This window comes from Streptomyces sp. NPDC027672 (genome assembly GCF_055566335.1).
Genome location: NZ_JBVHSO010000014.1, coordinates 105,722 through 119,067, shown reverse-complemented (window position 1 = coordinate 119,067; position 13,346 = coordinate 105,722). Strand labels below are relative to the sequence as shown.

Below are 13,346 nucleotides of genomic sequence, written 5' to 3'. Positions count from 1 at the left end.
TGTGGGAGACGTGGGGTGCTGGTGGCCCTGTGTGACACGCGCAGCGTCGGGTGAACACCTGTCCCCCCGGCTTCTACGCGCGTCAATCTCCTGCCTGGCCGGGGGAGTTGTCAAGGTTTCGGCCATGTACGGCCCCCGACGGGGAGATGAACCGGGCGGCATGGGTGGATATCCGTCTAGGCTGAGCGGCTGAGCCCGTTCACGGTCCGAGGAGAACCACCCGATGTCAGACAGCTCCCCCCTGCCGCCCGCGCGGCTGCACCCCGAAGCGGAGCTGGCGCGTGCCGCACTGTCCACGCCGTTGCTCTCCCGGGCGGCCCGCCTCGCCCGCTGGGCCGGCCCCGGCACCCGCGTGGACGCCGACGGCGCCCTGGCCGAGGAGCAGCTGCCGGCCGCCGCCGGCCTGCTGGGACTCACCGGGGACGACGCCGCCGCGTACGCCGCCGAGGCGTGGCGGATCGCCGTGGACGCCGGCCTGGTCGAGATCGAGGACGAGGCGGCCGGCACCGTCCGGCCCGGCGCGGGGCTCGCGCGGCTCACCGGCTCCCCGCGGGACGTGCTCGGGGTGTGGCTGGCCGTACTGGAGACCGTCGTCGCGGACGCGGCCGTCCCCGGCCTGGACGATCTCGCGGACGCGGTGGACGACGACGGCAGGGTCGATTTCTCGTCACTCGACTGGGACCCGCAGGCCGAGGCGGAGTTCCTCGACGGCGTCCTCGGCAACCTCTATCTGCTGACCGTGGGTGAGGACGGCCCCGGCGAGGCCCCCGTCCCGCTGCCCGCGCTGGCCGCGTCGATGCTCGTGCCCGACGGCATGGGCGAGCCCACCAACGACGTCCTGGAGCGGGTCTCCGACGCGATGATCCGGCTGGACGAGCAGTTCCGCGCGCTGGAGCCGGCCGGGCTCGTGGCCTACCAGCCGGTGGACGAGGCCCTGCTGGCCGACGCCGACGAGGAGCCGGCGCCGTCCGTGGACGACACCGACGTCTCCCGCTACGGCATGGTCCGGCTCACCCCGCTCGGTGTGTACGGGCTGCGGGCGCGGCTGCTGGAGGCCGGGTTCACCGCGCCGGCCGCCGGCGACCTGGCCGACGAGGCCGCGGACGTGCTGCTCGACGGCACCGCCCGGTTCGGCCGGGACGCCGCCCGCGCCGAGACCGAGCAGTGGCTCGGCCGCCGCGAACCGCTCGCCGCGGCCCGGGAGCTGCTGGCCGCCGCCCGCGGCGCGGACGCCGGCGCCCCGCTGCGCAGGCTGCGCTGCCAGCAGGCGCTGACCCTGGTCGGCGCCGAGGCCGAACCCGCGCTGCGCGAGGTGCTGGACGACCCGGAGCTGGGCGGCCTCGCCCGGGTCTGGCTGAGCGAGCACGGGGCCGCGGACGTGCCGCCGCCCTCGCAGGAGATGGTGTTCTGGCTGACCGTCGACACGCTGGCCGCGCAACTGGCGGCCGAGGGCAACTCCGAGGAGCTGCGCGCCCTGGTGGAGGGGCTGGCCGCCCAGCACGGCGGGTTCTTCGCGGCGGCCTGGCGGGTGGACCACCCGGCGACCGCCGAGGTGCTGGACGCGATGGGACGGCTGCACCCGGACAAGAAGGTGGCCAAGGAGGCCCGGAAGGCGGCCTTCAAGGCCCGCTCCCAGCACGGCGGCTGAGCGGGCCGCCCACGCGGGACGGCCGGACTCCCGGCGCAGGACGGTCGGACTCCCGGCGCAGGACGGCCGGGGGTCCGCCGTATACGGCCGCATGGTGAGCCGTATACGGATTCATGGAACAGGCGCCGCCGTGGTGGCCCGGTGTTCAACTCCCGTTCACGGCCGGACGGGAGCGTGTGCGCCGAACCGAGGCCCCCCACCCTCCACGACACCGCAACGCCGTCACAGGAGACACCATGACGCTCAGCCGCAGGGACTTCGCCAGGACATCCGCGCTCACCGGCGCCGGGGTCGCGCTGGCGGGCAGCGTCGGCGCCCTCGCCACCGCGCCGAACGCCCTGGCCGCCACGGAGACCGAGAGCGCCGGGGCCGCGCACGGGGACCACGGGGACCACCACCACCACGGCGTCGGCTACGGCCCGCTGGTCCCCGACCCGGACGGCATACTCGCCCTGCCCGCCGGCTTCCGCTACGAGATCGTCACCTACAGCGGCCGCACCACGCTGGAGTCCGGCGAGTTCACCCCGTCCAACCACGACGGCACCGCCGCCTTCGCCGGCCCGCGCGGCACCACCCTGCTCGTCAACAACCACGAGCTGGCCGGCGCCCGCGCCCAGTGGCCGCACCCGGTGCCGCTCGCCGAGGGCCTCGTCTACGACCCGGCGGCGGCCGGCGGCTGCACGGTGGTCGAGGTCCGCCGCGGCGGCGAGGTCGCCGAGTGGGTGGGCATCGCCGGCACCGCCACCAACTGCGCGGGCGGCAGCACCCCGTGGGGCACCTGGCTGACCTGCGAGGAGACCGAGGACAAGGCCGGGAAGAACGGCTTCACCAAGGACCACGGCTATGTCTTCGAGGTCGACCCGGCCGACCGCCGGGCCAACCGGGAGCCGAAGCCCGTCAAGGCGTTCGGCCGCTACGCCCACGAGGCCGTCGTCATCGACCCCCGGCACGGCCACGCCTACCTCACCGAGGACGCCTCCGGCCCCAACGGCCTGTTCTACCGCTGGACCCCGCCGGAGGACTTCCGCCACGGCCGCGGCAAGCTGCGCACCCTCGCCGACGACGCGGGCGTGCTCCAGGCCTTCAGGTGCTTCGACTCCGGCGGCCGGTTCGTGGACGACCTGTCCCGCGCCACGAAGACCGGCACGGTGTACGGCGTGGACTGGGTGGACGTCCCCGACCGCGACGCCCGGACCGTCTCCGTCCGCAAGCAGTTCACGGACGGCCAGATCACCCGGGCCCGCAAGCTGGAAGGCATGTGGTGGGGCGACGGCGGTGTCTACGTCGTCTCCTCCTTCGCCCGCCAGGAGAGCCCGGTCCAGCACGACGGCCAGGTGTGGTTCTACGACCCCAAGCGCCGCACCCTCACCCTGAAGGTGCTGTTCGGCGTCAACCCGGACCCGGCCGTGGACGGCGCCTTCGACGGCCCCGACAACATCACCGTCTCGCCGTACGGCGGCCTGGTCATCGCCGAGGACGGCGAGGGCGTCCAGCACCTGTTCGGCGCCACCGAGAGCGGCCGGACCTACCCGATCGCCCGCAACGAGCTGAACATCGGCACCGCCGCGGAGCCGGAGTACAGCGAGTTCACCGGCGTCACCTTCTCGCCCGACGGCCGGACCCTGTTCGCGAACATCCAGACCCCCGGCATCATGCTGGCGATCACCGGCCCCTGGAAGCGGCACAAGCGGTGACCCCCCGCCCGCGGCGCTGAGCACACCTCGTCCCCGGCCCGGCCAAGCCCCGGCCGGGGACGGCCGTCACGCCGACGGCGGGTCCCCGGCGCCGGTGTGACGGCCGTGCCTGCCGGGCTACAGCGCCTTCGCCCCCGGATCCACCATGTTCCGTACCGTGCGGGCCTTCACGAAGTCGCCCAGGGCCGTCATGTCCCACTCGCCGGAGAACTGGCGGACCAGCTTGGCCATCAGGACGCCGGTCTGGGGCTGCGCGCCGGTGAGGTCGAAGCGGACCAGTTCCTCGCCCGTCGCCGCGTCGAGCAGACGGCAGTACGCCTTGGCGACCTCGGTGAACTTCTGCCCGGAGAAGGAGTTCACCGTGAAGACCAGGCCGGTGACCTCCTGGGGCAGCCGGCCGAGGTCGACCATGATGGCCTCGTCGTCGCCTCCGCCCTCACCGGTCAGGTTGTCACCGGAGTGCTGCACCGCGCCGTTCAGGATCGCCAGCTTGCCGAAGTAGCAACTGTCGAGGTGGTTGCGCCGCGGGCCGTAGGCGATCACCGAGGCGTCCAGGTCGATGTCCTTGCCGCGGAACGCCGGTTCCCAGCCGAGGCCCATCCGGACCTGCGTCAGCAGCGGCCGGCCGCCCTTGACCAGGGACACGGTCTGGTTCTTCTGGAGGCTCACCCGGCCCTTGTCCAGGTTGATCTTCCCGGCCCCGGGCGCCGGGGCGGGCGGCGGGGTCGCCGGCCGCGGCGGCACGGCGGCCGGCTGCGGCACGGCGGCCGGCTGCGGCGGGGCCGGGGGAGCGGCCGGGGCCGTGGGGGAGACGGCCGGGGCCGGGGCCGGCTCCTCCACCGTCACGCCGAAGTCGGTCGCGATGCCCGCGAGACCGTCGGCGTACCCCTGACCGACGGCCCGCGCCTTCCACTGGCCGCCGCGGCGGTAGATCTCCACGATCACCAGCGCGGTCTCCGTGCCGAGCCGCGGCGGCGTGAACGTCGCCAGCACGGCGCCGCCGTCCGCGTCCCGGACCGTGGCCGTCGGCTCGATGCCCTGGAAGGTCTGGCCGGCCGCGTCCGGGCTGGCCGTGACGACGATCTTCTCGATCTCCGGCGGCACGGCGGCGGTGTCCACCGTGACCGCGTCCGGAGCCGTGCCGCCGCCCGAGCGGTAGGTCACGCCGGGGCCGTTCGGCTGGTTGTAGAAGATGAAATCGCCGTCGGACCGCACCTTGCCGTCGCCGGTGAGCAGCAGGCCCGACACATCGAGCCGCACCGGGGCGGAGACGTCCACCGTCACGCGCGCGACCGGGAGAGCGATGTTCGAACCAGGGGTCATAGCTGTCATGCCGGGAGAACGAACGACACCGCTTTACCGTTCCCTTACCAGCCGAACGGGTTACGGCACCACCACGATCTTGCGCCCCACGCCCGCCGCGAACTGCTCCAGCGCCTGCGGATAGCGCGCCAGCTCGATCCGGTCGCTGATGAACACCTCCGGGTCCAGCACGCCGCTCGCGAACAGCTCCGCCGCCCGCTCGAAGCTGTGCAGCACGGCCATGGAACCGGTGATCGTGATCTCCTGGTTGTAGATGCGGTACGGGTCGATGGTCACGCGCGCCGCGTAGTCCGCCACGCCGAACTGGAGGAACGTGCCCGCCTTCGCCACCCGGCCCAGGCCGTCCTGGATCGCCGCCGCGTTGCCGGTCGCGTCCACGACCACATCCCAGCCCTGCGGCCGGTCCAGTTCGTCCGCGCTGCCCGCGGCGCCCGAGACGCCGAGCCGGCGGGCGGTCTCCAGGCGGTCCGGGTTCACGTCGACCACCTCCACGCTCGCCGCGCCGGTCCGCTTGGCCAGCTCCAGCATCATCAGCCCCATGGTCCCGGAGCCGTAGACCAGGACGTGCGCGCCCAGCCGGGAGCGCAGCACGTCGTAGCCGCGCACCGCGCAGGACAGCGGCTCCACCAGGGCCGCGTCCTCGGTGCGCACGTGCTCGGGCAGCCGTACGCAGTTCGCCACCGGGGCGACGGCGTACCGGGCCGCGCCGCCCGGGTCCGTCACACCGATCGCGGCCCACCGCTCGCACAGGTTGCCGTGCCCGGTACGGCAGTGGCGGCACTCGTGGCAGTGGAGCGAGGGGTCCACGGCCACCCGGTCGCCGACCGCCAGCTCGGTGACCCGGGTGCCGGTGCCGACGACCGTGCCCGCGAACTCGTGCCCGGGGATGATCGGCAGCCGGGGCGCGAACTCGCCCTGGAGGATGTGCAGGTCCGTGCCGCACAGGCCGCAGGCGGCGACCTCGACGACGACCTCGCGGGGTCCGGGCGTCGGGTCGGGGACCTCGGTGACGACGGCGCGGCCCACGGCCTCGATGACGGCGGCCTTCATTTCACGGCTCCCAACGACAGGCCCTGGACCAGTTTGTCCTGGGCGGCGAACCCCGCGGCGAGCACCGGCAGGGAGATGACGAGCGACGCGGCGCACACCTTCGCCAGGAACAGGCCCTGGCTGGTGATGAAGCCGGTCAGGAAGACGGGGGCGGTCTCGGCGACCACGCCCGTCAGCACCCGGGCGAAGAGCAGTTCGTTCCAGCTGAAGATGCAGCAGATCAGGGCGGTGGCGGCGATGCCGGGCAGGGCGATCGGGGCCACCACGCGGGCGAGGACCGTGGGCAGCCGGGCGCCGTCGATCCGCGCGGCCTCGATCACCGCGACCGGGATCTCGGCGAGGAAGGACTGCATCATCCACACCGCGATCGGCAGGTTCATCGAGGTGTGCAGCAGCACCAGCAGCCAGATGTCGTCCAGCGTCCCGGTGTGCTTAGCGAACAGGTAGACCGGCAGCAGACCGGCCACCACCGGCAGCATCTTCGTGGACAGGAAGAAGAACAGCACGTCGGTCCACTTGCGCACCCGGCGGATCGACAGCGCGTAGGCCGCCGGCAGGGCCAGCAGCAGGACGCAGAGCGTGGAGGCGGCGGAGGCCACCGTGGAGTTGACCAGCGCCGGCCAGGGACCGGGCCCGCCGTCGCCGCCGAAGAACGCGCGGTAGCCGTCCAGGGTGAGGGCGGCGCCGAAGGACGGCGGACTGGTCGCCGCGTCGGCCTCCGAGTGGAACGACGTCAGCGCCATCCACGCGATCGGCAGGAAGAACACGATCCCGGCCAGCCAGGCCAGCAGCGCCGGCCCGTGGCGTCGTACGGCCTTCATACGGGGGACACCTCCTCGCGGAACAGGGATGACACCACGCGCAGCGCGAAGGTCGCGAGGGCGAGGGAGCCGATGACCACCAGGACGCCGGCGGCCGAGGCGAGACCGTTCTCGTGGGCCTGGTAGAAGCTCTGGTAGACGGTGTAGGGCAGGTTGGCGGTGCCCAGCCCGCCGGAGGTGATCGTGAAGACCGCGTCGAAGTTCTGCACGATGTAGACCGAGCCCAGCAGGGCGCCCAGCTCCAGATAGCGGCGCAGGTGCGGGAGCGTCAGATGGCGGAAGACCTGCCAGTCGTTCGCGCCGTCCACCCGGGCGGCCTCGATCTGCTCGTGGTCGCGGCTCTGCAGGCCGGCGAGCAGGATCAGCATCATGAACGGCGTCCACTGCCAGACCAGGGAGGCCTCGACCGCGAGCAGCGGGGTGTGCGAGATCCAGTCGGGCTGGGGCCCGCCCACATAGTGCAGCAACCCGTTGAACAAGCCGTACTCAGGGTTGTAGAGCACATGTTTCCAGAGCAGGGCCGCGGCCACCGGGACGACCAGGAACGGCGCGATGAGCAGGGTGCGGACCAGGCCCCGGCCGCGGAACCTGCGGTCCAGCAGCAGCGCCAGGACCAGGCCGAGCACCAGGCTGACCAGGACCACCGTCACCGTCAGCAGCACGGTCGTCCACACCGAGTGGCGCAGCTCGGCGTCGGTCAGGACCCGGCGGTAGTTGTCGAGGCCGGCGAAGCGGCGGGCCTTCGGGTAGAGGGCGTTCCAGTCGAAGAAGGAGATCACCAGCGTGGCCACGAACGGCAGCTGGGTGACGACGATCATGAAGACGAGGGCGGGCAGCAGCGGGGCCCGGGTGGCCCAGGCGCGCAGCCGGGCGGAGGGCCGGCGGGCGGCGCGTACCGGCGTGGCGGCAACGGGTGCGGTGGTCGCGGTCATCGTCCCTCGTACTCCTCGGAGATGTGCTCGGCGAGCCGCTGGGACTTCTCCAGGGCCGCGTCCACGGACTGGCGTCCGGCGATGGCCGCGCTGATCTCCTGGGAGACCCTGGTGCCCAGATCGGTGAACTCGGGGATGCCGACGAACTGGATGCCGGGCGCGGGGCGCGGCTGGACGCCGGGGTCGTCCGGGCGGCTGTTCTCGATGGACCGCCTGGTCATCTCCTGGAACGCGGCGGCGGACGCGCGGTAGCCGGCGTCGGCGTAGGTGGAGGCGCGCTTGCCCGCCGGGACGTTCGACCAGCCGCTGGTCTCGCCGACCAGCCGCTCGTAGCCCTTGCCGGAGGCCCAGGACACGAACTTCCACGCCTTGTCCGGGTTGCGGGAGGCATGCTGGATGCCCCAGGCCCAGGTGTAGAGCCAGCCGGAGGACTGCGTCTTCTCCACCGGTGCCGGGGCGTAGCCCAGCTTGCCCCGGACCGGGGAGTCGTCCGCCTCCAGCAGACCGGCCGCGGAGGTGGCGTCGTACCACATGGCCGTCTTGCCCTGTGTCATGTTGTTCAGGCACTCGGCGAAACCGGACTGGGCGGCGCCGGACTCGCCGTGCCGGCGGACCAGGCCGACGTAGAACTTCGTCGCCTTCTCGAAGGCGGGCGAGTCGAGCCGGGCCCTCCAGTCCTTGTCGAACCAGGTGCCGCCGAAGGTGTTCACGACGGTGGTCAGCGGCGCCGTCAGCTCGCCCCAGCCGGGCAGTCCGCGCAGGCAGATGCCGCGCATCCCGGGCCGGGCGCCGTCCGCCTCGGCGGCCAGCTCGGCGACCTGGTGCCAGGTGGGGCGGGCGGGCATGGTCAGGCCCTTGGCCGCGAACACGTCCTTGCGGTACATCAGGAAGGACGACTCGCCGTAGAAGGGCTGTCCGTACAGTTTGCCGTCGGCGCCGGTGAGGGCCTCGCGCATCGGCTTCAGGACGTCCTTCTCGTCGTACGACGGGTCCTTCGCGACGTACGCGTCCAGCGGGCGCAGCCAGCCGTTGCGGGCGTAGATCGGGATCTCGTAGTTGGACAGGGTGGCCACGTCGTACTGCCCGGCCTGGTTGGCGAAGTCCTGGCTGATCTTGTCGCGGACGTCGTTCTCGGGCAGCACCGTGAAGTTGACCTTGATGCCGGTGTCCTGGGTGAAGTGGGCGGCGGTCAGCTTCCGCAACTCGGTCATCTGCGGGTTGTTGACCATCAGGACGTTGATGGCGTCGCCGCCGGAACCGGTCCCGCCCGCGCCGGCCCAGCAGCCGGTGAGCAGCGGGGCGAGCAGCGTCCCTGCGGCGGCCGCGGCGAGCGTGGCTCGCGGCCTCCGTCGGCTCGGGGTGCGCATGGATCGCTCCTGGGGATAGCTGGAGAAGGAGGAAAGGAAGGGGATGTACAGGGAGATAAAGGGTGGTGTGCGGGCGGGGGAGGCCGTCCTCGGGGCGGGGAGGTCCCCGAGGACGGGCGGGCGGAGGCTCAGACCCGGATGACCTGCGGGCCCAGCAGGGAGTAGCGGTGGGCCTCGGCGGCCGGGAGGAGGGTGCTGGTCACGATCGTCTCCAGCGTGCCGACCTCCGCGAACCGGCAGAAGCCGACCGCGCCGAACTTGGTGTGCACGCCCGCGAAGACCGTGCGGCGGGCGGCCCGGACGGCCTGCGCCTTCACCTCGCCGACCGCCGGGTCGGGCGTGGTCAGACCGTACTCGCGGGAGATGCCGTTGGCCCCGATGTAGGCGAGGTCGAGCACGAAGCCGGCCAGCATCTTCGTCGTCCAGTGGTCGACGGTGGCCAGGGTGCCCCGGCGGACCCGGCCGCCGAGCAGCAGCACGGAGACGTTCTCCGCCTCCGCGAGGGCGCCCGCGACCGGCAGCGACGCGGTGACCACGGTCAGCGGCCGGCCCCCGGGCAGCGCCTCGGCGATGAGCCGCGGGGTGAAGCCCTCGTCGACGAAGACCGTCTCCGCGTCGCCGAGGAGACCGGCCGCGGCGGCGGCGATCCGGCGCTTCTCGGGCACGTGGCTGGTGGCGCGGAAGGCGAGCGTCGTCTCGAAGCCCGCGCGCTCCACCGGGTAGGCGCCGCCGTGGGTGCGGCGGACCAGACCGTGGTCCTCCAGCGCGCGCAGGTCGCGCCGGATGGTCTCCCTGGCCACGCCGAGCGCGGCGGCGAGGGCGGTGACGTCCACCGAGCCGGTGGCGCGCGCGGTCCGCACGATCTCCCGCCGGCGCTCCTCGGCGGTCCCTGTGCGCATGTCGTCACCCACTTCCCTGTGGCACTGCCCGTTCGGGCCCATGGGGGAAGTTCTACCGTCGGTGCGCGGCGCTGACCAGGTCTGTTGCGGGCCCGATCGGGCCCGCTTCGGCCCGTTCGGTACGGGCCGGGCCCGCGGCGGACCTGCGCGACTGTCCGGAGCGGAGCGGGAACGGGCACACCGGATGCCCGGACACGGCCGCGGACGGGCCCGTTCGGTGCCCGCCCGCGCGTGGGGACGGCTGATTCCGGCCGCCGTGAGTCGCCGTGAGTCGCCGTGAGACGCCGTGAGACGCCGTGCGCGGCCGTGAGACGCCTGACCCGCCGTCAGCCGCCACCGGGCCCTCGTGGGTGCTCGTCCCTCATGGGCGCTCGGATCCGTCCCGGGCCGGCGCCCGGCCCGGGGTGCGGCTCAGTACGGCCAGATCGGCGGGTCGTTCACGAAGTGGCCGCCCAGGCAGGTGTGGGCCGGGTTGTCCGGGTCCGGCTCGCCCTGCTCGGCGAGGAGCTTCGCGGCGTACGGCTCGGAGTCGTCCCGGGGCGTGTAGCCGAGCGCCCGCGCGCTGCCGAGGTCCCACCACAGACGGGTGTTGGCGGAGGAGCCGTAGACGACCGTGTGGCCGACCCCCTCGGCGGTCAGGGCCGCGTGGAACAGGCGCGCGCCGTCGGCCGGGCTCATCCATACCGAGAGCATGCGGACGCTGGTGGGCTCCGGGAAGCAGGAGCCGATGCGCACGGAGACGGTCTCCAGGCCGTGCTTGTCCCAGTAGAGCTGGGCCAGGTCCTCGCCGAAGGACTTGGACAGGCCGTAGAAGGTGTCCGGGCGGCGCGGGGTGTCGACCGGGATCAGCGGCTCGCCCGGGCGCGGGGCCGGTGTGAAGCCGACGGCGTGGTTGGAGGAGGCGAACACGATCCGCGGCACCCCGGCCTCGCGGGCGGCCTCGTAGAGATGGTAGGTGCCCTGGATGTTCGAGCGGAGGATCTTCTCGAAGGGCGCCTCCAGCGAGATGCCCGCGAGGTGCAGGACCGCGTCCACGCCCCGCACCGCCTCGCGCAGCGCGTCCCGGTCGGCGAGGTCCGCGGTGATCGCGTCCGGCTCGCCCTCGACGGGGCGGACGTCGAGCAGGCGCAGCGTGTAGCCGTACTCCGGCAGCAGGGACCGCATCAGGGTGCCGAGCCCGCCGGCGGCGCCGGTGAGCAGGACGGTGCGGGGAGCGGGCATCCTTCGATCTCCTTGGTGTCCTAGAGCCGGCGGGCCGGGGCGGCCGGGAGACAACAGGCGCGTGTGTGGATGTTGTTCACATCCATGGACACGCTAGGGAGGTGTGCCATGCCCCGTCAAGTGTGCCCCGGCGGCGGGAGATCCGCACCGGTGTTGCCCGTTCGGGCGCTTGACCCGCTCGGATGACGGACCGTAGCGTGCTGTCGTTCAGGAATATAGACGACGATCAGAAGCATGCACCGACAGGGAGCGCCTGTGACGCCAGCCCCTCTCGCCGCCCGGCTCCGCGAACCCACCGGGCCGCTCTTCTTCCCCGTCACGGCCTACGGCCCCGGCGGCTCACCCGACCTGGACGTCTACCGCGCCCATGTGCGCGCCGGTGTCGAGGCCGGTGCCGCCGCCGTCTTCGCCTGCTGCGGCACCGGCGAGTTCCACGCGCTGCTGCCGGAGGAGTTCGCGGACTGCGTCCGGGCCGCCGTCGAGGCGGCCGACGGGCGCGTCCCGGTCGTCGCGGGCGCCGGGTACGGCACCGCGCTCGCCGTCCGCTACGCCCGCCTCGCCGCCGACGCGGGCGCCGACGGCCTCCTCGCCATGCCGCCGTACCTGGTGCTCGCCGGCCAGGAGGGGCTGCTGCGGCACTACCGGGAGGTCGCCGCCGCCACCGACCTGCCGGTCGTCGTCTACCAGCGCGACAACGCCGTGTTCACCCCGCCGACCGTGGTCGCACTGGCCCGCACCGACGGCGTCATCGGCCTCAAGGACGGCCTGGGCGACCTCGATCTGATGCAGCGCGTCATCAGCGCCGTCCGCACCGAGGTCCCCGGCGACTTCCTGTACTTCAACGGACTGCCCACCGCCGAGCAGACCCAGCTCGCCTACCGCGCGCTCGGCGTCACCCTGTACTCCTCCGCCGTGTTCTGCTTCGCGCCGGAGATCGCCCTCGCCTTCCACCGCGCCCTGGAGAGCGGCGACCTGCCCACCGCGCACCGCCTCCTGGACGGCTTCTACCGCCCGTTCGTGGAACTGCGCGCCCAGGGCCGCGGATACGCGGTCTCGCTGGTCAAGGCGGGCGTCCGGCTGCGCGGCCTGGACGTCGGCGAGGTCCGGCCGCCGCTGCACGAGCCGGCCGAGGAGCACGTCAAGCAGCTCGCCCGGCTGATCGAGCGCGGGCAGGCGCTGCTGGAGGGGGCCGCGTGAAGGCGTCCGCGTTCGTCTACCCCTGGGACGTCGTCGGCGACCCCGAGGCGCCCGAGCGCCTCGCCGGGCTCGGCGTCGAGCAGGTCACCCTCGCCGCCGCCTACCACTCCACCCGGGCGCTGACCCCGCGCCATCCGCGCCACCGCGTCGTCACCGCCGAGTACGCGGCCGTCCTCTACCCGCCGGGCACCCGCTGGGCGGGCCGCGGTCTGCGGCCCTACCCCGCCGGCCGCTGGGCCCCCGGCGACGCCTACGGCGCGGCGGCCGGCGCGCTCGCCGCGGCCGGCCTGGAGGTGCACACCTGGGTCGTCCTCGCCCACAACTCCCGCATGGGCGCCGAGCATCCCGACACCAGCGTCGTCAACGCCTACGGCGACCGCTATCCGTGGGCGCCCTGCATCGCCCAGCCCGCCACGCGCGCGTACCTGACCGACCTGGCCGCCGAAGCCGCCGTACGCCCCGGCGCCCGGGGCACCGAACTGGAGTCCCTCGGCTGGTACGGGCTCCAGCACCTGCACGCCCACGACAAGACGGCCGGCGTGGCCCTCGGGGAGGCCGGCCAGTACCTGATGTCCCTGTGCTTCTGCCCGTCCTGCCAGGCCGGCTACGGCGCACTCGGCCTGGACGCCGGTGCGCTGGCCGCGGCCGTGCGCGAGGCCCTGGAACCGCTGTGGCGGGGCGCGGCCGGGGACGAGGGCTGGCCGACGGTGGGCAAGCTGCTCGGCGAGGAGACGGCGGCCGTCACGCGCGCCTGGCGCGACACCACCGCCCGCACCCTCCAGGAGGAGGCCGTCGCCGCCGTGCGCGCCGCCGCGCCCCACGGCTTCCAGGTCCTGCTGCACGCCGACCCGGTCTCCTACCACTGCGGGGCCAACGCGGGCGTCGACCCGGCGCACATCCTGTCCGTGGCCGACGGCGTGGTGGTGCCCTGCACGGGCGGTACGGCCCTGCTGGCGCCGTTCGCCGCGCGGGCCCGGGAGGGGACGGTGCTGGCCGCCAACCTCACCGTCGTCGCCGGCATGGGCGGCAGCCCCGGCACCCTCGCGGCGGACGCGTCCCGCGCACGGGCCGACGGCGCGACCGAACTACGGCTCTACCACGCCGGCCTGGCCTCGGACGACGACCTGGCAGCAGTCCGCACAGCCCTGCCCACCCCCTGAACCAACAGAACGCCCCCACAACCAACCCCAGAGC

Annotated in this window: 11 protein-coding genes; 4 read left to right on the top strand and 7 right to left on the bottom strand. The window is 73.6% G+C overall.

Features of this window, described 5'->3' with window-relative positions:
* Window positions 1-223: 223 nt before the first annotated feature.
* Both ACZ4SV_RS29440 and ACZ4SV_RS29435 read left to right on the top strand, forming a co-directional pair.
* Complete coding sequence (locus ACZ4SV_RS29440) at window positions 224-1,648, top strand: hypothetical protein (protein WP_468007799.1); 1,425 nt, start codon at window positions 224-226, stop codon at window positions 1,646-1,648.
* A 236-nt stretch (window positions 1,649-1,884) separates the two neighbouring features.
* Complete coding sequence (locus ACZ4SV_RS29435; protein WP_468007797.1) at window positions 1,885-3,342, top strand: alkaline phosphatase PhoX; 1,458 nt, start codon at window positions 1,885-1,887, stop codon at window positions 3,340-3,342.
* Between the two features lie 117 nt (window positions 3,343-3,459).
* On the opposite strand, the gene ACZ4SV_RS29430 is transcribed toward ACZ4SV_RS29435, so the two are convergent.
* From ACZ4SV_RS29430 to ACZ4SV_RS29400, 7 genes are all read right to left on the bottom strand, one after another.
* Window positions 3,460-4,665 (bottom strand): TerD family protein, encoded by a 1,206-nt coding sequence (locus ACZ4SV_RS29430; protein ID WP_468007795.1) that lies wholly within the window; start codon window positions 4,663-4,665, stop codon window positions 3,460-3,462.
* Between the two features lie 60 nt (window positions 4,666-4,725).
* Complete coding sequence (locus tag ACZ4SV_RS29425; protein WP_365882461.1) at window positions 4,726-5,715, bottom strand: zinc-dependent alcohol dehydrogenase family protein; 990 nt, start codon at window positions 5,713-5,715, stop codon at window positions 4,726-4,728.
* Window positions 5,712-6,536: a carbohydrate ABC transporter permease gene (locus tag ACZ4SV_RS29420; protein WP_365882459.1), complete on the bottom strand. Its 825-nt coding sequence runs from the start codon at window positions 6,534-6,536 to the stop codon at window positions 5,712-5,714. Before ACZ4SV_RS29420 ends, ACZ4SV_RS29425 begins: the two co-directional genes overlap by 4 nt.
* Window positions 6,533-7,468: a carbohydrate ABC transporter permease gene (locus ACZ4SV_RS29415; protein WP_468007792.1), complete on the bottom strand. Its 936-nt coding sequence runs from the start codon at window positions 7,466-7,468 to the stop codon at window positions 6,533-6,535. The genes ACZ4SV_RS29420 and ACZ4SV_RS29415 overlap by 4 nt, the downstream gene beginning before the upstream one ends.
* Window positions 7,465-8,835, bottom strand: a complete 1,371-nt coding sequence (locus ACZ4SV_RS29410; RefSeq protein ID WP_397948251.1) for an ABC transporter substrate-binding protein — start codon at window positions 8,833-8,835, stop codon at window positions 7,465-7,467. Before ACZ4SV_RS29410 ends, ACZ4SV_RS29415 begins: the two co-directional genes overlap by 4 nt.
* 128 nt (window positions 8,836-8,963) lie before the next feature.
* Window positions 8,964-9,734 (bottom strand): DeoR/GlpR family DNA-binding transcription regulator, encoded by a 771-nt coding sequence (locus ACZ4SV_RS29405; RefSeq protein WP_365882453.1) that lies wholly within the window; start codon window positions 9,732-9,734, stop codon window positions 8,964-8,966.
* 411 nt (window positions 9,735-10,145) lie between these two features.
* Window positions 10,146-10,955 carry an NAD-dependent epimerase/dehydratase family protein gene (locus ACZ4SV_RS29400; protein ID WP_397941757.1) on the bottom strand — a complete coding sequence of 270 codons (810 nt, stop codon included), beginning with the start codon at window positions 10,953-10,955 and terminating at the stop codon, window positions 10,146-10,148.
* 255 nt (window positions 10,956-11,210) lie between these two features.
* On the opposite strand from ACZ4SV_RS29400, the gene ACZ4SV_RS29395 reads away from it, so the two are divergent.
* Window positions 11,211-12,152 (top strand): 5-dehydro-4-deoxyglucarate dehydratase, encoded by a 942-nt coding sequence (locus ACZ4SV_RS29395; protein ID WP_365882449.1) that lies wholly within the window; start codon window positions 11,211-11,213, stop codon window positions 12,150-12,152.
* Entirely contained in the window at window positions 12,149-13,312 is a 1,164-nt protein-coding gene (locus tag ACZ4SV_RS29390) for a hypothetical protein (protein ID WP_468007789.1), read from the top strand. The genes ACZ4SV_RS29395 and ACZ4SV_RS29390 overlap by 4 nt, the downstream gene beginning before the upstream one ends.
* The last annotated feature ends 34 nt before the right edge of the window (window positions 13,313-13,346 follow it).